We start from the raw sequence: 19,515 nt of genomic DNA on the forward strand, positions 1-19,515 counted from the left end.
CGTCAGCAGCGCATAAGGCTGGAGTAGGGTTTGGCCCGCATAAGCATTCAAACCGTGCCCGTGGACGGGTCGCCGAGGAGGGGAAGCCTCCCCGGGGCGACGCGAAGGCGGGCGAGACTTCGGGAAGGCGCTACGTGAGTCCCAACGGCTCCGACCGCTCGCCGCGGCGCACGATGCGGCGGAAGCTGCCTCAGGCGCTGGCACTGGGCCTCGTCATCGCGACCGCCACCGGCTGCTCGGCCAACGACCTCCCCAGGCTTGGCCTCCCGAGCCCCGTCACCAAGGAAGGGCCGATGGTCCTCCACATGTGGCAGGGCTCCTGGATCGCGGCGCTGGTGGTCGGCGTACTGATGTGGGGTCTGATCATCTGGAGCGTGATCTTCCACCGGCGCAGCCGCACCGGTGTGCAGGTCCCCCCGCAGACCCGGTACAACGTGCCCATCGAGGCGCTCTACACCGCGGTCCCGATCATCATCGTGTCGGTCCTCTTCTACTTCGTCGCCCGCGACGAGTCGAAGCTGACCGCCGTCTCCGAGAAGCCGCAGCACATGGTCAACGTGGTGGGCTTCCAGTGGAGCTGGGCGTTCAACTACGAGAACACCGAGATCCCGGACCCGGCCAACCAGGAGGCCGCGTACGAGGTGGGTACCCCCGGCGAGCCGCCGACCCTGTACCTGCCGGTCAACGAGACGGTGCAGTTCCGCCTCACCTCTCGTGACGTGATCCACGACTTCTGGCCCATCAACTTCATGATGAAGATGGACGTCGTGCCGGGTGTGGTCAACAAGTTCGAGGTCACCCCGACCGTCAAGGGTGAATACATGGGCAAGTGCGCCGAGCTCTGCGGCGTCGACCACTCGCGCATGCTGTTCAACGTGAAGGTCGTCGACCGTGCCGAGTACGACGCGCACCTGAAGGACCTGCGGGCCAAGGGTCAGACCGGCGCGGTTCCCTCCGGCCTCACGACCATGGGAAGTGAAGAGAAGTGACCATCCTCAACGAGCCCGCCGCGGCCGGCGGGGGCGCCGGGGCCGTCACGGTCGGGGCGCAGCGGACCCGGAAGCCGGGTTCCACCATCATCAAGTGGCTCACCACCACTGACCACAAGACGATCGGCACGCTGTACCTGGCGACGTCGTTCGCGTTCTTCCTGATCGGCGGCGTCATGGCGCTGGTCATGCGTGCCGAGCTGGCTCGTCCCGGGACCCAGATCCTGTCGAACGAGCAGTTCAACCAGGCGTTCACGATGCACGGCACGATCATGCTGCTGATGTTCGCGACGCCGCTGTTCGCCGGTTTCGCGAACTGGATCATGCCGCTGCAGATCGGCGCGCCCGACGTCGCGTTCCCGCGTCTGAACATGTTCGCCTACTGGCTGTACCTGTTCGGCTCGCTGATCGCCGTCGCCGGCTTCCTCACCCCGCAGGGTGCCGCCGACTTCGGCTGGTTCGCCTACGCGCCGCTGTCGGACGCGGTCCGCTCGCCGGGCATCGGCGCCGACATGTGGATCATGGGCCTGGCCTTCTCCGGCTTCGGCACCATCCTGGGTGCGGTCAACTTCATCACCACGATCATCTGCATGCGGGCCCCCGGCCTGACGATGTTCCGGATGTCGATCTTCACCTGGAACGTCCTGCTGACCGCGGTGCTGATCCTGCTGGCCTTCCCGGTGCTGGCCGCCGCGCTGTTCGCCCTGGAGGCGGACCGCAAGTTCGGGGCACACGTCTTCGACCCGGCCAACGGCGGTGCGCTGCTCTGGCAGCACCTGTTCTGGTTCTTCGGTCACCCCGAGGTGTACATCATCGCGCTGCCGTTCTTCGGCATCGTGTCGGAGATCATCCCGGTCTTCAGCCGCAAGCCGATGTTCGGCTACTCCGGCCTGATCGCGGCCACCATCGCGATCGCCGGTCTGTCCGTGACGGTGTGGGCCCACCACATGTACGTCACCGGCCAGGTGCTGCTGCCGTTCTTCTCCTTCATGACCTTCCTCATCGCCGTCCCGACCGGTGTGAAGTTCTTCAACTGGGTCGGCACCATGTGGAAGGGCTCGCTGAGCTTCGAGACCCCGATGCTGTGGACGGTCGGCTTCCTGGTGACCTTCCTCTTCGGTGGTCTGACGGGTGTCCTGCTGGCCTCCCCGCCGATCGACTTCCACGTCTCGGACTCGTACTTCGTCGTCGCCCACTTCCACTACGTGGTCTTCGGCACCGTCGTCTTCGCGATGTTCGCCGGCTTCCACTTCTGGTGGCCGAAGATGACCGGCAAGATGCTGGACGAGCGCCTCGGCAAGATCACCTTCTGGACGCTGTTCTTCGGCTTCCACACCACCTTCCTGGTGCAGCACTGGCTCGGCGCGGAGGGCATGCCCCGCCGCTACGCGGACTACCTGGCCGCCGACGGGTTCACCACCCTGAACACCGTCTCGACCATCGGTTCGTTCCTGCTCGGTCTGTCGATCCTGCCGTTCCTCTACAACGTCTGGAAGACCGCCAAGTACGGCGAGAAGATCGAGGTCGACGACCCGTGGGGCTACGGCCGCTCGCTGGAGTGGGCGACCTCCTGCCCGCCGCCGCGGCACAACTTCCTCACGCTGCCCCGGATCCGCTCCGAATCCCCGGCCTTCGACCTCCACTACCCGGAGATCGCGGCGCTGGACTACCTGGAGAACCACGGCGAGCCGGCCAAGCACCTCGCCGGTGTGACCCCGGCGAAGTACGACGCGCCGCAGCTGGGCAAGGGCAAGAAGGAGGGTGACGTCTGATGAAGGAACAGGGCAAGATCTTCCTGGGCCTGTCGGTCTTCGTGCTGGCGATGGCGATCACCTACGGCCTGTGGACCAACAGCTCCGAGCACGGCATCGAGGCCGCCGGTACCACCGCGCTGTTCCTCGCCTTCGCTCTGTGCGCCTTCATCGGCTACTACCTCGCCTTCACCGCCCGCCGGGTGGACAGCGGCGCGGGTGACAACCCCGAGGCCGAGGTCGCGGACGACTCCGGCGAGCTGGGCTTCTTCGCCCCGCACAGCTGGCAGCCGCTCTCGCTCGCGGTCGGCGGCGCGCTCGCCTTCCTCGGTGTGATCTTCGGCTGGTGGCTGATGTTCTGGTCGCTGCCGATCATCCTGATCGGTCTGTTCGGTTGGGTCTTCGAGTTCTACCGGGGCGAGAACCAGAACCAGTAGGCACTGGCTCCCTCCCACAGGGCCGGGCATCCCGCACGGGGTGCCCGGCCCTGTTGCGTCCCCGGAGTGACGGCCTCACCCTGGCGGCCCAACGGCGCCCCGTTCGGTTGTCCCTCCGCCGGGCGCCGTTCCTACGATCTGACCAATCGTGCGAAACCCCGGGAGGCGGTCATGGCCGACAAGCGCGGAATCGCGGGCCTCGGCGGCATCACGCTGGCCCTCGTCGTACTGGTCCCGCTGGCCGGCTGCACCTCCGGCGGCAAGGGGGACGCCGAGGTGGTCCGCAAGGTCGACGCCGCCGAACTGGTGCACCTGTCCGCCAACGAGCGGGCGGACCCCTCCCAGCCGCTCACGGTGACCGCCGAGCCGGGCAGCCGGCTGACCGACGTCACCGTGGTCGGCCCGGACGGGCGGGTGGTCGCCGGGAGGCTCTCCGAGGACCAGCGCAGCTGGCAGACCACCGGACGGCTCAAGGCCGCCACCGCCTACACGGTGCGGATCGCCGCCGACGACGGCCGCGGCGGCCGCGGCGAGACCACCGCCGGCTTCTCCACCCTGGCCGCCCAGCACCTGCTGACCGCCAAGCTCGGCCCGGATTCCTCCGGCAGCGGCGTCTACGGCGTGGGCCAGCCGCTCACCGTCGAGCTCTCCGAGGCGGTCAAGGACCCGCAGGCCCGCCAGGAGGTCGAGCGCGCGCTCGCGGTGGTCTCGCAGCCCGCCGTCAGCGGCGGCTGGTACTGGGTGGACGACCGGAACCTGCACTTCCGCCCCGAGGAGTACTGGCCCACCGGCACCACCGTCAGCCTGGCCTTCGAGGCCACCGGCAGCCGGATCTCCGAGGGCCTGTACGGCGGCGACCGCGCCGCCCTGGCGCTGCGGATCGGCGAGCGCGTCGAGTCGGTGGTGGACGCGGCCGCGCACGAGCTGACCCTCAAGCGCTCCGGCCAGGCGGTCCGGACGATCCCGGTGACCACCGGCAAGCCCGGCTTCGACACCCGCAACGGCGTCAAGGTGGTGCTGGGCCAGGAACGCAAGGTCCGGATGAGCGGCGAGACGATCGGCATAGCGGCGGGCAGCCAGGAGGCCTACGACCTCGACGTCGAGTGGGCCACCAGGGTCACCTGGAGCGGCGAGTACCTGCACGCCGCGCCCTGGTCGGTGGGCTCCCAGGGCGTGGAGAACGTCAGCCACGGCTGCACCGGGATGAGCACCGAGAACGCCCGCTGGTTCTACCAGAACACCAGGGTGGGGGACCTGGTGACGGTGGTGAACAGCCGCGGCAAGTCCATGGAGCCGTTCGGCAACGGCTTCGGCGACTGGAACATCGCCTGGAGCGAGTGGATCAGGCACAGCGCGCTCGGGCAGCCGGTGAACACCACCGCCCCGGCCACCCGCGCGCCGGCCACCGGGATGATCGCCCCGCAGCTCTGACCGTCCCGGGCCGAGAGCGCCCCGGGACGGGGCCGCAGCGGCCCGCTCAGCCCGCCGCGGCCCCGTCCCGGTACGCCACCCGCAGCGCGCTGTCCACGGCCCCCAGGGCGTCCGCCAGGGGCACCCCGAGCCGCCGGGCGCGCTCGGCGTACTCGGCGGCTGCCGCCGCCGCCAGCCGGTGCGCGGAGTCCCCGGCCGCGGCGATCAGGGTGCCGCGCCGGCCGTGCGTCTCCACCACCCCGTCCGCCTCCAGCTCCCGGTAGGCACGGGCGACCGTCCCGGCGGCCAGCCCGAGCTGCTCGGCCAGCGCCCGGACGGTGGGCAGCCGCAGCCCGGTCGCCAGCTCCCCGGTGCGGGCCTGCTCGGCGATCTGGGCGCGGATCTGCTCGTACGGGGGAGTGGCCGAGGCCGGGTCGACGGACAGCTGCACGGTGGGCTCCTGACGTTCGCTGCGGGCGGGGGAGGCGGGTACGGCAAAGCCCGAGGGCCGCCGACCAGAAGAACTCTGGTCAGCGGCCCTCGGGTGCGACGCGGGGGTGCGTACGGGATCAGTGGTGGCCGTGGCCGCTGGTGATCTCGTGGTGCTCCTCGGAGGTCGGCTTGGGGATCTGGCTGCCCTCGCCGTAGAAGCCGCGGGAGAGCTTCGCCCGGGTGCGGGTGATGACGCCGGCCTTGCGGGCCACGCCGTTCTCGTCCGTCTCGGCCGGCAGCTCGAACGGCTGGACCTGCTCGTGAGCGGTGAGCTTGTGCAGGTCCTTCTGCGGGAGCTGGGCGTGCACCTCGATGAACTCGCCGTGCGGCAGGCGCTTGATGACGCCGGTCTCGCGGCCGTGCAGCACCTTCTCCTTGTCACGGCGCTGGAGGCCGAGGCACCAGCGCTTGGTGATGATGAAGGTGAGCACCGGCACCACGAACATGCCCACGCGGACGAAGTACGTCACGGAGTTGATCGACAGGTGCAGGTGGGTGGCGAACAGGTCGTTGCCACCGGCCGCCAGCAGGATCAGGTAGAGGCTGATCCAGGCGGCACCCAGCGCGGTGCGGACCGGGGCGTTGCGCGGACGGTCCAGGATGTGGTGCTCGCGCTTGTCGCCGGTGATCCAGCCCTCGATGAAGGGGTAGGCGGCGATCGAGACCAGCACCAGCGGGAAGACGACCATCAGCGGGATCATCACACCCAGGTTGAGGGTGTGGCCCCACATGCTGATCTCCCAGCCCGGCATGATGCGGATCAGGCCTTCGGAGAAGCCCATGTACCAGTCGGGCTGGGCGTCGGTGGACACCTGGTCCGGACGGTACGGGCCGTACGCCCAGATCGGGTTGATCGTGGCGATCGCCGAGACGACGGCGATGAGGCCGAACACCAGGAAGAAGAAGCCACCGGCCTTGGCCATGTAGACCGGCATCAGCGGCATGCCGACGACGTTCTTCTCGGTCTTGCCCGGGCCCGCCCACTGGGTGTGCTTGTGGTAGAAGACCAGGATCAGGTGCGCCACCAGCAGGCCGAGCATGATGCCCGGGATCAGCAGCACGTGGATGGTGAAGAACCGCGGCACGATCTCGTGTCCGGGGAACTCGCCGCCGAACAGGAACATCTGGATGTACGTGCCGATCAGCGGGGTCGCCAGGACGGCGCCCTCCATGAACCGGATACCGGTGCCGGAGAGCAGGTCGTCGGGCAGCGAGTAGCCGAAGAAGCCGTCGAACATGCCCAGGACCAGCAGCAGGAAGCCGAAGACCCAGTTGATCTCGCGCGGCTTGCGGAACGCGCCGGTGAAGAAGACGCGCAGCATGTGCACGAACATCGCCGCCACGAAGACCAGGGCGGCCCAGTGGTGGATCTGGCGGACCAGCAGGCCGCCGCGCACCTCGAAGCTGATGTCGACCGTCGACGCGTAGGCCTCGGACATCGGGATGCCCTTGAGCGGCACGTACGAGCCGTCGTAGATGACCTCGCCCATCGAGGGCTTGAAGAACAGCGTCAGGTAGACGCCGGTCAGGATGATGATGATGAAGGTGTAGAGGCAGATCTCGCCCAGCATGAAGGACCAGTGGTCCGGGAAGATCTTGCGCAGGTTGGCCTTGGCGAGGGAGTAGATCCCCAGCCGGCCGTCCGTCCAGTCCGCCGCCTGCTCCCACTTGTTCGCGGGCTTGGCGCGCGTGCTGGCCGGCTTGGCGGCGCCGGAGGTGGTGCTGCTCGCACTGCTCATCGAGCACGCTCCCAGAAGCTCGGGCCGACGGCTTCGTCGAAGTCGCCGTGGGCGACCAGGAAGCCCTTCTCGTCAGTGGTGATCTTCAGCTGCGGCAGCGGGTGGCCGGCCGGGCCGAAGATGACGCGCGCGCCGTCCGCCAGGTCGAAGGTCGACTGGTGGCAGGGGCAGAGCGCGTGGTGGGTCTGCTGCTCGTACAGGCTGATCGGGCAGCCGACGTGGGTGCAGATCTTGGAGTAGGCGAGGATGCCCTCGAAACCCTTCTCCTTGGACTTCTCGTCCTTGATGTCCTCCGGCGCGATGCGCACCAGCATGAGGGCGTCCTTCGCGATGCGAACCTGGAAGTCCTCGGAGTGCGTGGTCAGACCCTCGGGCATCGCGAACACCAGGGAGCCCTGGATGATGTCCTCGGCCTTCATCGGCAGGTTGGTGTTCATGTTGATCAGCTGCAGCGGCTTGGCCTCGGTGGCCTCGTCCCAGCCGGTGTGCTGCAGCTTGTCCTCGGGCAGCGGGCCCAGGTCGCGGAGCAGGACCACGCCGGAGAGCGGGACCAGCGCCATCGAACCGATGAGGGTGTTGCGGATCATCTTGCGGCGGCCGAAGCCGGACTCGGCGGCGCCGGTCCTGAACTGCTCGATGACGTCCGCGCGGACCTCGTCGTCGGCCTCGATCGGGTGACGCTCGGCCGGGATCTCGTGGTCCGACATCAGGGTGCGGGCCCAGTGGACCGCGCCCGCGCCGATGAGGAACAGCGCGACGCCGAGGGTCATGCCGAGCGCGAAGTTCAGCGCGCTGACGTTGCCCAGCGGCCAGATGTAGACGATCTTGTCCGGGTCGATGGCCACGTACGAGGCGATGAAGCCGATGGTGGCGATCATCGACACGACGAACATCAGCGACACCTGACGCTCGGCCCGCTTGGCGGCCCGCTCGTCGATGTCGGTGCGGCGCGGCTCGTGGGCCGGCAGGCCGGGGTCGGCGAACGGGTCGCCGTGGGCGGCCACCTCGTGGTGCCCGGCGGAGCCGTGGGACTCCGGGAGCTTCTCTTCTGACATGTCGTGGCTCATGACTTCTTGGCCTTGGTGGTGTGGGCGGCGACCCAGATCGCGACCGCGATGAGCGCGCCGAGACCGAAGATCCAGCCGAACAGGCCCTCGGTCACCGGACCGAGGCTGCCGAGCGTGAGACCGCCGGGGTTGGGCTCATCGTTGGTGGTGTGGCGGACGAAGGCCACGATCTGCTTCTTCTGCTCCTCGGGCATGATGCTGTCCGGGAACGACGGCATGTTCTGCGGGCCGGTCTGCATGGCCTCGTAGATGTGCTTGGCGTCCACGCCCTCCAGCGACGGGGCGTACTTGCCCTGGGTCAGGGCACCGCCCTGGCCGGCGAAGTTGTGGCACTGGGCGCAGTTGGTGCGGAACAGCTCGCCACCCTTGGCGAGGTCCTCGGGGTTGGTCGAGGTGACCTGCTCCTCGGTCGGCGTCACCGGGCCGGGGCCGAGCGAGGCGACGAAGGCGGCGAGCTGGTCGATCTCCGCCTGCGAGTAGATGTTCGGCTTGCGCGGCACCTGGGCGCCGGGCTGCTGGGCCGGCATGCGACCGGTGCCCACCTGGAAGTCGACCGCGGCGGAGCCGACGCCGACCAGGCTCGGGCCGTCGCTGCTGCCCTGGCCGTTCAGGCCGTGGCAGGAGGAGCAGCCCACGGCGAAGAGCTTCTTGCCCTCGTCGATCGCGAGCGACTGCGCGGCGACGTCGGCCTGCGCCTTGTCGGCGGGCGCGAACGCGGCGTACAGCCCCCCGGTTGCCGCCAGGGCGAGAAGTAGGACGACCAGCGCCGCCAGTGGGTGGCGCCGTCGTGCGGAGAGCTTTTTCACGGAATAACCCCGGTGTCAGGATCTGGTCGACTGGTGGGTGCACCCGGCGGCCGGTCTGGCCGGCACGAGGCTGCCTGTCTAGGGCTGCGCGCGCGGTCGGTCGGTGGGAGCGTCGGCACCGGCGAAATCGGGCCGTCGCCGGTGAGGGCGGGACCCGAGGCCGGTGGCCAGCGACCTGATCAGCTGGTTACTTGATCAGGTAGATGGTCGCGAACAGGCCGATCCACACGACGTCGACGAAGTGCCAGTAGTACGACACGACGATCGCGGCGGTGGCCTGCTCGTGCGTGAAGCGCTTGGCTGCGTACGTCCGTCCCAGGACCAGCAGGAAGGCGATCAGACCACCCGTCACGTGCAGACCGTGGAAGCCGGTGGTCAGGTAGAACACCGTGCCGTACGGGTCGGAGGACAGCGAGAGGCCGTCCTTCTTGACCAGCTCGGTGTACTCGAAGATCTGGCCGCCGATGAAGATCGCGCCCATCACGAAGGTGATGATGAACCACGAGCGGAGCTTCTTCACGTCCCCGCGCTCGGCGGCGAAGACGCCGAGCTGGCAGGTGAGCGAGGAGAGCACCAGGATCGTGGTGTTGACCGAGGAGAAGGGCACGTTGAGGGCGTGCGCCTTCTCGGTCCAGAACTCCGGCCCCTTGACGGAGCGGAGCGTGAAGTACATCGCGAAGAGGGCCGCGAAGAACATCAACTCGGAACTGAGCCAGACGATCGTTCCGACGCTGACCATGTTCGGCCGGTTGACCGATCCGTGCGCGTGCCCGGTTTCTACTGCTGTTGCTGTCGCCACGACGGACATTATGTCGGTCCCTTATTCCGTCTTCACGCCGGGGGGTCTCCCTCGGAGTGTCCGGTGCGTGCGGTATGCCCCCTTGGCGGCCGACGGGCCGTCCATACCCTTGCCGAGCAGCGGCGTGTCCCTTTTCTGACGGTTCCTGAAGGGCTTCTTCCGGGCCTGCGGCGGCGTGTCGCGGCGGGCCCGCGGGGCGCCGGGTAGTAAGGGGAGAGGCCACCCGTCCGCCGTACGGGTGGTCCGCGCGGGCGGGGGTGACGCGCCGTGCTCCGCCCGGACCAGTCGCCGGCCCGACGGCTCCGGACGGATCTCTCCGGAAGGGCTCGGCGGCGGGTGATCGGGAGTAGCATCCGGGGAGAGGCGAACGTGGTCCGGATCACACGTGAGGGAGCAGGCCCATGGCGTACACGACCGACGGGACGTTGACCGTCCTTGTCTACAGCCACGACCGCACCACCCGCGAGCAGGTGCTGACCGCTCTCGGCCGGCGGCCCGCGGAGGACCTGCCGGAGCTGGACTACCTGGAGTGCGCGACCACCCCCGCGGTGCTCAAGGCGCTGGAGAAGGGCGGCATCGACCTCTGCGTCCTGGACGGCGAGGCGGTTCCGGCCGGCGGGCTCGGGCTCGCCCGGCAGCTGAAGGACGAGATCTACGGCTGCCCGCCGCTGCTGGTGCTGATCGGCCGGCCGCAGGATTCCTGGCTGGCGGCCTGGAGCCGGGCCGACGCGGCGATCTCCCAGCCGGTGGACCCGGTGGCGCTGGCCGAGGCCGTCGCCACCCTGCTGCGGGCCCGGCAGGCGAAGCGGGCGCCGGCCACCCGCTGAGGGTCTTCCCGCCCCGCCGTCTCATCCCGCGTCTCAACAGCAGAGAAGAAGGGTGAACGGCACGGCCCCGGCACCCCACCGCTCGATAGGCTGACTTTCGTCCCTACGTCCTTCCCCGGTCCCCGGGGAGCGAGAGCTGGAGTCAGCCATGGTGAACGCGCACCCTGCGAACGGCGGTAGCGAGCCCGCGCAGGTGGTCCGCACCTGGCCGGACATCCTGTCGGCGCTGCTGAGGGGGGAGGACCTCGACCGCTCGGCCACCGCCTGGGCGATGGACCGGATCATGAGCGGGGAGGCCTCCCCGGTGCAGATCGCCGGCTTCATGGTGGCGCTGCGGGCCAAGGGCGAGACGGTCGACGAGATCTCCGGCCTGGTCGACTCCATGTACACCCATGCCGAGCCGCTGGACATCCCCGGCCCGGCGGTGGACATCGTCGGCACCGGCGGCGACCGGGCCAAGACCGTCAACATCTCCACCATGTCGGCGATCGTCGCCGCGGCGGCCGGCGCCAAGGTGGTCAAGCACGGCAACCGGGCGGCCTCCTCCTCCAGCGGTTCCTCGGACGTGCTGGAGAAGCTGGGCATCAACCTCCGCCTGCGGCCGAGCCGGGTCGCCGAGGTCGCCGAGGAGGTCGGGCTCACCTTCTGCTTCGCGGCCACCTTCCACCCGTCGATGCGGTACGCCGGTCCGGCCCGCAGCGAGCTCGGGGTGCCCACCGCCTTCAACATCCTCGGTCCGCTCACCAACCCGGCCCGGGTGACGGCGCACGCCATCGGCTGCTTCGACACCCGGCTCGCCGGGCTGATCGCCGGCGTGCTGGCGCGGCGCGGGGCGAGCGCGCTGGTCTTCCGGGGCGACGACGGGCTGGACGAGCTGACCATCACCACCACCTCGCGGGTCTGGGTGGTCCGGGGCGGCGCCGTCACCGAGACCTCCTTCGACCCGCGTGAGGTCGGCATCGAGCCGGTCGGCATCGAGGCGCTGCGCGGCGGGGACCCGGCGTACAACGCGGAGGTCGCGCGCCGGCTGCTGGCCGGCGAGCACGGGCCGGTGCGCGACGCGGTGCTGCTGAACTCGGCGGCCGCGCTGGTGGCGCTCGACCTGACCGACGCGCCGCTCGCCGAGCAGCTGGAGTCGGCCATGCGGCGCACCGCCGCGGCCATCGACTCGGGTGCCGCGGGCGATCTGCTGAAGCACTGGTCGGAGGCCACCGCCCGGTCCTGACGCGGCCGTTGGGGCCCACCGGGAGTCCTCCCGGTGGGCCCTCGCGCATGTCCGGGATACGGACGGCTGTTTGACCACGGGCCGGACGCGACCTAGAGTCTTCGCCAGGTCATGAGCGACAGCGTCAAGCCCCAGCTGGCTGTCCGGCAACCCTCCGTCCGTGGCGGGGTGCCCTGGGTGAGGACCGGGTCACGTGGCGAGCCGTCCGCGTGGCAAGCGCGGACGCCGGACTGATCGCACTCCCGGGGTCCCTGACCCGTACAGGAGTGCATCCCCATGTCTCTGGCCTCCCACCCGTCGCCCGCCGCCACCCTTGTTTCGGCGAGCTCCGCACAGCCCCTCCCGTGCGCCCCCCTCGCCGTGCTCGGCCACGACGTCCAGGTCCCGCTCGCCAACGGCGAGAAGGTCGGCTACGCGGCGCTCGACTACGCCGCCAGCTCCCCGGCGCTCCAGCGGGTCTGGGACGACGTCGCCGCCTACGCCCCCTACTACGGCAGCGTGCACCGCGGCGCCGGCTACCTCTCGCAGCTCTCCACCGACCTGTTCGAGCAGAGCCGCCGCACCATCGCCGAGTTCCTCGACCTGCGCGAGGGCGACCAGGTGGTCTTCACCCGCGCCACCACCGACTCGCTCAACCTGCTGGCCGGCGCCGTCCCGGCCGGGACCCAGGTGTTCGCCTTCGAGACCGAGCACCACGCCTCGCTGCTGCCCTGGGCGCACGCCGGCCTGCCCGTCACCTACCTGCGCGCGCCCCGCTCGCACGCCGAGGCCGTCGCCGCCTTCGACGCCGCGCTGACCGGGGCCCCCGAGGGCCCGAAGCTGCTCTGCGTCACCGGCGCCTCCAACGTCACCGGTGAGCTCTGGCCGGTCGCCGAGCTGACCCGCACCGCCCACCGCCACGGAGCCCGGGTGGTGCTCGACGCCGCGCAGCTGGCCCCGCACCACCGGGTCTCGGTGCGCGAGCTGGGCGTCGACTGGATCGCCTTCTCCGGCCACAAGCTGTACGCGCCGTTCGGCGCCGGGGTGCTGGCCGGCCGGGCGGACTGGCTGGACGCGGCCGACCCGTACCTGGCCGGCGGCGGCGCCACCCGCACGGTGGCCCGGGAGACCGACGGCTCGGTGGCCGTGCAGTGGCACACCGGCCCGGCCCGGCACGAGGCCGGCTCGCCCAACGTCATCGGCGCCTACGCGATCGCCTCGGCCTGCCGGGCGCTCACCGAGGCCGGGTTCGACGCGCTGGAGGCCCGCGAGCGGGCGCTGGTCGCGCGGCTGAAGGCCGGGCTGGCCGAGATCCCCGAGGTCCGGGTGCTGAACCTGTTCGGCGCCGACTCGGACCGGGTGGGCGTGCTCTCCTTCGTCGTCCGGGGCTGGAACAGCTCGCACTTCTCGGCCGCGCTGTCCGCCGAGTACGGCATCGGCGTCCGCGACGGTCTGTTCTGTGCCCACCCGCTGGTGCGCACCCTGCTCGGCGACGAGGAGGCCGCGCCCTCGGAGTGCGGCGCGCCGGAGCCGTCGCTGCCCGGCGAGCGCAGCCTGAACGCGATCCGGGTGAGCTTCGGCGCGGGCACCCCGGACGAGCACGTGGACCGGTTCCTGACCGCCGTCCGCGAGCTGGTCACGGACGGCGCCGCCTGGACCTACCGCAACGAGGGCGGCCGCTGCGTCGCGGACACCCGCCGCGAGGGCTGAGCGGGGCAGCGGCCGGGCGGGGGCGCGTCCTACTCGTCCAGGCCGATCGCGAAGGCGGCCTCCAGGTCGTGCTGGGAGTAGGTGCGGAAGGCGATCTGGGTCTCGGTGTGGGCCACGCCGGGGACCTTGTTCAGCCGGCCGGGGATCACCTCGGCGAGGTCGTCGTGCCGGCCCACCCGCACCATCGCGACCAGGTCGTAGCCGCCCGTCACCGAGTAGACCTCGCTGACGCCCTCGATGGCGGCGATCGCCTCGGCGATCTCCGGGATGCGGTCGACACTGGTCTTGATCAGGACGATGGCGGTGATCACGGTGGCGTACTCCTTTGTGAGGTGCCGCCAGGGTATCGGGAGCCGGCCGCACCGTCGCGGGGGCGGGTGGCCCGCGGACGGCGCTCGGCCAGGGTGCAGGCGTAGAGGAACCCGGCCGCGAAGCCGATCACGTGCACCAGGTACGCCACGCCGGGCCCGGCGGAGTGCACCGACCACCACTGGAGGACGAACCAGAGCCCCAGCACCAGCCAGGCCGGGAAGCGCAGCGGCAGGAAGAGCAGCAGCGGGACGAGCGTGGTGACCCGGGCCCGCGGGTGGAAGCGCAGATAGGCGCCGAGGACGGCCGAGATCGCCCCGGAGGCGCCGATCAGCACCCGGGTCGCGTCCGCCGAGTGCGCCTCGGCGAGCGCGAAGCCGTAGGTGGTCAGCACCCCGGACGCCAGATAGAAGAGGACGAACCGGGAGCGCCCCAGCCGCCGCTCCACGGTGGGCCCGAAGACGTGCAGGAAGAGCAGGTTGCCGAGCAGGTGCAGCCAGCCGCCGTGCAGGAAGAGCGCGCTGAGCACGGAGAGTGCCGGGTGCTTGCCCGGCGTGGGCGCGGCCGGGCAGCCGGGCACCGGCTCGGGGGCCTCGGCGAGCTGGCCGGTGGTCAGCGGGCGCCCGGTCAGCAGCTCGACGGGCACGGCCCCCCAGCGCTGCTCGTAGCGCTGCTCCGCGCAGACCCGGCTCTGGCCCCGGCCGTAGAGCGGGTTCAGCCCGGCGGCCGGACCGAGCAGGAAGACCGCGGTGTTGAGCGCGATCAGCGCGTAGCAGACGGCCGGGGCGGTGGCGGCCGGCCGGCCGCGGCGCGCCCCGGGGTGGACGGGGAGGACCGGGATCGCCATGGGCCCCAGCATCCCCCCGTCGCCGAGCGGGCACCGCGCGCGGTTACGGCAGGTGGGCTACCGCCGGGGCCGGTCGGCCGGTGACCGCGAAGGTTGCCCCAGGCAATAGGCTTGGGGCGGGCAATCCCGCCTCCCGCCGCCGACGCCGGGGCTCCGGGGGGAGCGCCTGAGCCCGTTCCGGGACCACCCGAGAGGACCCCCGATGACCGTCCCCGCCCTGACCGCCGAGACGCGCTGGCGCTGCACGCTCTGCGGCAATCTGACCCGCTTCGACGTGACCCGGACCGCCCGGGTCACCGAGTTCCTCCACTTCGACCTGGCCGGCGAGTCGAAGATCGAGGAGACCCAGGTGCTCAGCGAGACGGTCGAGTCCGTGCGCTGCCGCTGGTGCAACGCGGTCGACCAGGTCGAGCTGGTCGCCCGCCCGGGCGCGGCCGACGACGCCGGGGCCCCGGGGCAGGCCTGACCGCCTGAACCGTGCGGCGGGCGGTGCAGGGCGTGGCCGACCGCCGCACGGGACAATACAGAGAGAACGCACGGAGTGTGACGGGGGTGGCGGCCGGGGCCGTACCCCGCTGGACCAGGATCGGAGCCGAGGACGTGGTGGACGCAGCGAAGGAGCCCGCCGGGCCGCAGGGGCGGCAGCCCGCTGTGGACGCGCAGGCGCCGGACGCGGCAGGGGCCGCCCCCTCCGGCACCGGCGCCCCGGCCGAGGCGGCCGCGGGCGAGGAGTCCGGCGGCGGTGACGATCCGGCGGCAGCCGTCGACGGTTCGGTCCGGGACGCCGGGGGCACCAGGGACGCCGGGAACGGCGCGGCGGGCGGCGCCGAGACGCTGGACCGGCCGCTGCCCGAGGGCGTGCGCCGGCGCGTGGTGGGGCTCGCCTCCGACGCGCTCGGCGGGCTGCCGCTCGCGGAACTGCCCCAGTCGCTGCGCCAGTACGCCAAGTTCACCCCCGCCCGCCGGGCCAAGTACGCGGCGACCGCGCTGGCGGCCGCCCTGGAGGCGGAGCCGGCCTTCCGCTCGCGGATAGCGGAGCGGCTGCGGCTGGGCCAGCCGGACCTGGTCAGGGCGCTGGAGTCGGGCACCGTGCCGGGCGCCGCCGACCCGATGGACGTGGCGGCCGCCGCCTATCTGGTGCGCTCCGCCGGGTGGAGCCGGCTGGTGGCGGAGGCCGGCGAGGAGGCCGAGCGGGCGGGCGCCGAGGGCGCGGCGGCCGAGGCGGCCCGGCTGGTCGAGAAGCTGCAGGGCGAGCTGGCCGAGGTGCGCTCCGCGGCGCGGGCGGACCTGGAGCGCCAGCGGACCGAGTCGGAGGAGGTCCGCCGGGAGGCGGACTCGCTGCGCCGCAGACTGCGGTCGCTGGAGAGCGACACCCGCCGCGCGCAGGCGCAGGCCCGCAAGCTGGCCGCCGAACTGGAGGCGGCCCGGGCGCAGGCGGCGGCCGAGCGGAGCGCGGCGGAGAGCGAGGCGCGCCGGCTCCGGCACCGGGTCACGGAGCTGGAGAACGCCGCCGAGCAGGGCCGCCGCTCGGCCCGCGAGGGGCGCAGCGTCGAGGACATGCGGCTGCGGCTGCTGCTGGACACCGTGCTGCAGTCGGCGCAGGGGCTGCAGCGGGAGCTGGCGCTGCCGGTGTCCCAGATCCGCCCGGCGGACCTGGTGGAGGCCGTGGTGCCGGGCTCGGCCTCGCCGCACGACGTGGCGCGCCGGGGCCTGGCCGAGGACGATCCGGCGCTGCTGGACCAGCTGCTGGCGATCCCGCAGGTCCATCTGGTGGTGGACGGCTACAACGTGACCAAGACCGGCTATCCGACGCTGCCGCTGGAGCAGCAGCGGATCCGGCTGCTGGGCGGGCTGGCGATGCTGGCGCAGCGCACCCAGGCGGAAGTCACCTGTGTGTTCGACGGTCAGGACCTGGACGTACCGGTGATCATGGCGCCTCCGCGCGGCGTGCGGGTGCGGTTCAGCCGGACCGGGGAGACGGCGGACGAGCTGATCCGCCGGCTGGTCCGGGCCGAGCCGCAGGGGCGCCCGGTGGTGGTGGTCTCCACCGACCGGGAGGTCGCGGAGGGCGTGCGGAAGGCCGGCGCGCGCCCCGTCGCGTCGGTGCTGCTGCTCAACCGGCTGGCCCGCCCGTAACCCTTCCGGGGTGTGAGCCGGTCGGTATGACGGCTGGTCAGCGGCCCGATTGCGATGTTGTGCGAATTCGGTGAAGTCAGAGGGGCGGTTCGCGTTCACGCGAACGGGGGAGTGGCGCGAAACGTGGATCTTCACTAGGGTCTGGCGTCAAACCTATTTTCCGGATTCTCACCCGTTCGGGTGAGGCCATTGGAAGAAGGAGCCGGTCCCTTGGCCTCCCACCGCCGTCCCAAGCAGCCGAGCCGCGCGCGGGTCTCCGTGCTCACCGCTGCCGCTGCGACCGCGGTCGCTCTCTCCGCGCAGGTCGCCGCCCACGCCGCGCCCAGCCCGTCGCCGAAGAAGGACGACGTCAAGGCGCAGATCGACCAGTTGCAGGAGGAGGCCGAGCAGGCCACCGAGAAGTACAACGGCGCCAAGGAGCGGGCCGACCAGCTGCGCAAGCAGGCGGACCAGCTCCAGGACCAGGTGGCCCGCGGCCAGGACCAGATGACCCAGCTGCAGGCCGGTCTGGCCGAGGTGGCGGGCGAGCAGTACCGCACCGGCGGCATCGACCCGTCCGTCCAGCTGATGCTCACCTCCGACCCGTCCGGCTACCTGGACAAGGCCTCCAGCGTGCAGCAGGCCAGCTCCAGCCAGGCCGAGGCGCTCAAGGGCCTGCAGGAGCAGCAGCGCCGGCTCGACCAGCAGAAGGCCGAGGCGGCCGCCGTGCTGGCCTCGCTGGACAGCACCACCAGGGACCTCAACCAGACCAAGGCCGAGGTCAACAAGAAGCTCCGGGAGGCCCAGGAGCTGCTGAACTCGCTCAGCGCCGCGGACCGCGCGGCCCTGAAGGCGGCGCAGCAGCAGGCCGACCGCGCCTCCCGCGGTTCCGAGCGCACCGACCTGGGCAGCCTGCCGCAGGCGAGCGGCAAGGCGGGCTCCGCGGTCGCCCTCGCGATGAGCAAGCAGGGCTCGCCCTACGGCTGGGGCGACGTCGGCCCGAGCACCTTCGACTGCTCCGGTCTGATGGTCTGGGCGTACGGCAAGGCCGGCGTCTCGCTGCCGCGCACCTCGCAGGCGCAGGGCAACTACGGCACCCGGGTGCCGTCCCTGTCCGAGGCCCAGCCGGGCGACCTGGTCATCTACCGGGACGACCGCAGCCACGTCGGCATGTACATCGGCAACGGCATGGTGGTCCACGCGCCGCGCACCGGTGACGTGGTGAAGGTGATGAAGGCCGACGCCATGAAGATCAACACGATCCGCCGGGTCTGACGGGTCGCCACGACACGCCCGAGGGGCCCGCTGGGGCCCCTGTGATCAGCGCCACCTCCGGTCGGAGGTGGCGTCGGCGTTTCGAGCGCGCTTTCGACCATCTGACGGACAATGATCAGCCCGCCGTGGGGGTGTGATCACATTCGGTCATATTCACAAGGGAACTTGGGCATTCTTCCGGCTTTTTTCTGACAAGGATTTGAACGGATCACGGATCTGTTACTAGGGTCGTGCCTCGAACCACGCACAGTCGATCACCCAGCCTGGGTGGCGGCGGGGTTCGCCGCCGAGTTCGCGAAGCAGCGGGACGGGGCTTCGGGTAGCCCGTCCGAACGAGGGCCCCGCAGTCCGGGGTCCGCTGTGGAACGGAGCCGGGGAACCACGTTCCTCCGGGGTGAATCGGCGCCAGGCCGGCCGCGCGAGCGGCGGGTGAGGCGTCGTAGGGCACGCTTCCGCCCGAACCCGTCAGCTCACCCGGTAGGCGGATGAGGAAGAAGGAGTCCGCCTTCGTGGCGTCCCATCGTCGTCCCAAGCCCGCCGGCCGCGCCCGTGTCTCGATCCTGACCGGTGTCGCCGCCGCTGCCGTTGCCCTGTCCGCGCAGTCCGGCGCCCACGCCGACCCTGCGCCGACCAAGGACCAGGTCAAGGAGCAGGTCGACCAGCTCAACGAGCAGGCCGAGGTCGCCACCGAGAAGTACAACGGGGCCCAGGCCAAGCAGCAGGAGCTGCAGAAGCAGGTCGCCGAGCTGCAGGACAAGGTGGCCCGTCAGCAGGCCGTGGTGATCGAGGCGCAGGGCGGCCTCGCCGAGATCGCCGGTGAGCAGTACCGCACCGGCGGCATATCGCAGACCGTCCAGCTGATGCTCTCCGCCAGCCCGGACAACTTCCTCAACCAGGCCGACGCCCTGAACCAGGCCGGTTCGACCCAGTCCGGCGCGCTGAAGGAGCTCCAGGAGCAGCAGCGCAGGCTCGACCAGGACCGCACCGAGACCCAGACCAAGCTCGCCGAGCTGGAGTCCACCACCCAGCAGCTGAAGACCTCCAAGGAGGAGGTCCAGGGCAAGCTGCAGAAGGCCCAGGACCTGCTCAACACGCTCACCGAGCAGGAGCGCCAGGCCATCCGCGCCGCCGAGGAGAAGGCCGCCGCCGAGGCCAAGGCGAAGGCGGACGCCGCCAAGGCCGAGGCCGCCAAGGCCGCCAAGGAGAAGGCCGACGCCGAGCGCGCCTCCCGCGACACCAACCGCAGCAACCTGAGCGCGCAGTCCGCGCCCTCCTCGGCCCCGGCCTCGGCCCCGGCCGCCGCGGCGTCCAAGCCGGCCGCGCCGGCCGCGCCGGCCGCCAACAGCTCGCGCGGTGCCGCCGCGATCGCGGCCGCCGAGAGCAAGCTCGGCGCCCCGTACGTCTACGGCGCCACCGGCCCCAACTCCTTCGACTGCTCGGGCCTCACCGGCTGGGCGTACGCCCAGGCGGGTGTGTCGCTGCCGCGCACCTCGCAGGCGCAGGCCACCGCCGGCACCCAGATCGGTTCGGACATCTCCAAGGCCCAGCCCGGCGACCTGGTGATCTTCTACGGCGACCGCCACCACGTGGGCATCTACGTGGGCGGTGGCCAGGTCATCCACGCCCCGAAGCCGGGCGCGTCGGTCCGCTACGAGTCGGCGTCCAACATGCCGGTCAACACCATCGTGCGCCTCTGACCGACGGTCGGAACGCCCCGTCAGGCCCGGTCTCCCCCGAG

Annotated in this window: 18 protein-coding genes and 2 riboswitches; of the genes, 11 read left to right on the top strand and 7 right to left on the bottom strand. The window is 71.3% G+C overall.

Translation table 11 applies throughout. From position 1 onward, the window contains the following. Positions 1-134: 134 nt before the first annotated feature. From ctaC to ABT238_RS19945, 4 genes are all read left to right on the top strand, one after another. Positions 135-989 (top strand): aa3-type cytochrome oxidase subunit II, encoded by an 855-nt coding sequence (gene ctaC, locus ABT238_RS19930; RefSeq protein WP_350566775.1) that lies wholly within the window; start codon positions 135-137, stop codon positions 987-989. Continuing rightward, positions 986-2,761, top strand: a complete 1,776-nt coding sequence (gene ctaD / locus ABT238_RS19935) for an aa3-type cytochrome oxidase subunit I (RefSeq protein ID WP_502884284.1) — start codon at positions 986-988, stop codon at positions 2,759-2,761. Before ctaC ends, ctaD begins: the two co-directional genes overlap by 4 nt. Then, the gene (locus tag ABT238_RS19940; RefSeq protein ID WP_350566773.1) at positions 2,761-3,177 is read left to right on the top strand and encodes a cytochrome c oxidase subunit 4; all 417 of its coding nucleotides are present in this window, start codon (positions 2,761-2,763) and stop codon (positions 3,175-3,177) included. Before ctaD ends, ABT238_RS19940 begins: the two co-directional genes overlap by 1 nt. Positions 3,178-3,348: 171 nt before the next feature. Continuing rightward, entirely contained in the window at positions 3,349-4,608 is a 1,260-nt protein-coding gene (locus tag ABT238_RS19945) for a L,D-transpeptidase (RefSeq protein ID WP_350770677.1), read from the top strand. A 46-nt stretch (positions 4,609-4,654) separates the two neighbouring features. On the opposite strand, the gene ABT238_RS19950 is transcribed toward ABT238_RS19945, so the two are convergent. The 5 genes from ABT238_RS19950 to ctaE form a co-directional block, all read right to left on the bottom strand. Beyond that, positions 4,655-5,038, bottom strand: a complete 384-nt coding sequence (locus ABT238_RS19950) for a GntR family transcriptional regulator (RefSeq protein ID WP_350566769.1) — start codon at positions 5,036-5,038, stop codon at positions 4,655-4,657. Positions 5,039-5,156: 118 nt separating this feature from the next. Beyond that, positions 5,157-6,818: a cytochrome bc1 complex cytochrome b subunit gene (gene qcrB, locus ABT238_RS19955; RefSeq protein WP_350566767.1), complete on the bottom strand. Its 1,662-nt coding sequence runs from the start codon at positions 6,816-6,818 to the stop codon at positions 5,157-5,159. Further along, positions 6,815-7,885, bottom strand: a complete 1,071-nt coding sequence (gene qcrA / locus ABT238_RS19960) for a cytochrome bc1 complex Rieske iron-sulfur subunit (protein WP_502884283.1) — start codon at positions 7,883-7,885, stop codon at positions 6,815-6,817. Before qcrA ends, qcrB begins: the two co-directional genes overlap by 4 nt. Beyond that, on the bottom strand, positions 7,882-8,691 hold the full coding sequence (qcrC, locus tag ABT238_RS19965; RefSeq protein ID WP_350566763.1) for a cytochrome bc1 complex diheme cytochrome c subunit: 810 nt from the start codon (positions 8,689-8,691) through the stop codon (positions 7,882-7,884). The genes qcrA and qcrC overlap by 4 nt, the downstream gene beginning before the upstream one ends. A 187-nt stretch (positions 8,692-8,878) precedes the next feature. Continuing rightward, positions 8,879-9,499, bottom strand: a complete 621-nt coding sequence (gene ctaE, locus ABT238_RS19970; RefSeq protein WP_350566761.1) for an aa3-type cytochrome oxidase subunit III — start codon at positions 9,497-9,499, stop codon at positions 8,879-8,881. Positions 9,500-9,891: 392 nt separating this feature from the next. Here ctaE and ABT238_RS19975 point away from each other — a divergent pair, with 392 nt between their 5' ends. From ABT238_RS19975 to ABT238_RS19985, 3 genes are all read left to right on the top strand, one after another. Next, positions 9,892-10,317, top strand: coding sequence for a DNA-binding transcriptional response regulator (locus tag ABT238_RS19975; RefSeq protein WP_350566760.1), 426 nt, complete (start codon positions 9,892-9,894; stop codon positions 10,315-10,317). A gap of 148 nt (positions 10,318-10,465) precedes the next feature. Beyond that, positions 10,466-11,542, top strand: coding sequence for an anthranilate phosphoribosyltransferase (gene trpD / locus ABT238_RS19980; RefSeq protein ID WP_350566759.1), 1,077 nt, complete (start codon positions 10,466-10,468; stop codon positions 11,540-11,542). A gap of 107 nt (positions 11,543-11,649) precedes the next feature. After that, positions 11,650-11,767: riboswitch (SAM riboswitch) on the top strand. Between the two features lie 51 nt (positions 11,768-11,818). Further along, entirely contained in the window at positions 11,819-13,231 is a 1,413-nt protein-coding gene (locus ABT238_RS19985) for an aminotransferase class V-fold PLP-dependent enzyme (RefSeq protein ID WP_350566757.1), read from the top strand. Between the two features lie 29 nt (positions 13,232-13,260). Here the strand turns inward: ABT238_RS19985 and ABT238_RS19990 are convergent, their stop codons facing one another. Both ABT238_RS19990 and ABT238_RS19995 read right to left on the bottom strand, forming a co-directional pair. Then, on the bottom strand, positions 13,261-13,542 hold the full coding sequence (locus ABT238_RS19990) for an Lrp/AsnC ligand binding domain-containing protein (protein ID WP_350566755.1): 282 nt from the start codon (positions 13,540-13,542) through the stop codon (positions 13,261-13,263). Further along, a complete protein-coding gene (locus tag ABT238_RS19995) occupies positions 13,539-14,387 on the bottom strand; it encodes a rhomboid family intramembrane serine protease (protein ID WP_350770790.1) in 849 nt (282 codons plus the stop codon). Before ABT238_RS19995 ends, ABT238_RS19990 begins: the two co-directional genes overlap by 4 nt. 202 nt (positions 14,388-14,589) lie before the next feature. Here ABT238_RS19995 and ABT238_RS20000 point away from each other — a divergent pair, with 202 nt between their 5' ends. The 4 genes from ABT238_RS20000 (at position 14,590) to ABT238_RS20015 (ending at position 19,474) form a co-directional block, all read left to right on the top strand. Beyond that, complete coding sequence (locus tag ABT238_RS20000; protein WP_350566752.1) at positions 14,590-14,853, top strand: hypothetical protein; 264 nt, start codon at positions 14,590-14,592, stop codon at positions 14,851-14,853. 137 nt (positions 14,854-14,990) lie between these two features. Beyond that, the gene (locus ABT238_RS20005; RefSeq protein WP_502884286.1) at positions 14,991-16,523 is read left to right on the top strand and encodes an NYN domain-containing protein; all 1,533 of its coding nucleotides are present in this window, start codon (positions 14,991-14,993) and stop codon (positions 16,521-16,523) included. Between the two features lie 210 nt (positions 16,524-16,733). Continuing rightward, positions 16,734-17,777, top strand: a complete 1,044-nt coding sequence (locus ABT238_RS20010) for a C40 family peptidase (RefSeq protein WP_350770813.1) — start codon at positions 16,734-16,736, stop codon at positions 17,775-17,777. Positions 17,778-18,123: 346 nt separating this feature from the next. Then, a riboswitch (cyclic di-AMP (ydaO/yuaA leader) is annotated at positions 18,124-18,276 on the top strand. A gap of 10 nt (positions 18,277-18,286) precedes the next feature. Beyond that, complete coding sequence (locus tag ABT238_RS20015) at positions 18,287-19,474, top strand: C40 family peptidase (RefSeq protein ID WP_350566748.1); 1,188 nt, start codon at positions 18,287-18,289, stop codon at positions 19,472-19,474. Positions 19,475-19,515 lie beyond the last annotated feature (41 nt).

It is taken from the genome of Kitasatospora sp. NPDC001527 (assembly GCF_040298605.1).
In the GTDB taxonomy this organism is placed as follows: domain Bacteria; phylum Actinomycetota; class Actinomycetes; order Streptomycetales; family Streptomycetaceae; genus Kitasatospora.

What these genes read in the sequence shown, in the direction of transcription:
- ABT238_RS19940 (WP_350566773.1), top strand. Translation starts at nt 2,761, where the DNA reads ATGAAGGAACAGGGCAAGATCTTCCTGGGCCTGTCGGTCTTCGTGCTG.
- ABT238_RS19945 (WP_350770677.1), top strand. Translation starts at nt 3,349, where the DNA reads ATGGCCGACAAGCGCGGAATCGCGGGCCTCGGCGGCATCACGCTGGCC.
- qcrB (WP_350566767.1), bottom strand. Translation starts at nt 6,818, where the DNA reads ATGAGCAGTGCGAGCAGCACCACCTCCGGCGCCGCCAAGCCGGCCAGC.
- qcrA (WP_502884283.1), bottom strand. Translation starts at nt 7,885, where the DNA reads ATGAGCCACGACATGTCAGAAGAGAAGCTCCCGGAGTCCCACGGCTCC.
- ctaE (WP_350566761.1), bottom strand. Translation starts at nt 9,499, where the DNA reads ATGTCCGTCGTGGCGACAGCAACAGCAGTAGAAACCGGGCACGCGCAC.
- ABT238_RS19975 (WP_350566760.1), top strand. Translation starts at nt 9,892, where the DNA reads ATGGCGTACACGACCGACGGGACGTTGACCGTCCTTGTCTACAGCCAC.
- trpD (WP_350566759.1), top strand. Translation starts at nt 10,466, where the DNA reads ATGGTGAACGCGCACCCTGCGAACGGCGGTAGCGAGCCCGCGCAGGTG.
- ABT238_RS19985 (WP_350566757.1), top strand. Translation starts at nt 11,819, where the DNA reads ATGTCTCTGGCCTCCCACCCGTCGCCCGCCGCCACCCTTGTTTCGGCG.
- ABT238_RS19995 (WP_350770790.1), bottom strand. Translation starts at nt 14,387, where the DNA reads ATGGCGATCCCGGTCCTCCCCGTCCACCCCGGGGCGCGCCGCGGCCGG.
- ABT238_RS20000 (WP_350566752.1), top strand. Translation starts at nt 14,590, where the DNA reads ATGACCGTCCCCGCCCTGACCGCCGAGACGCGCTGGCGCTGCACGCTC.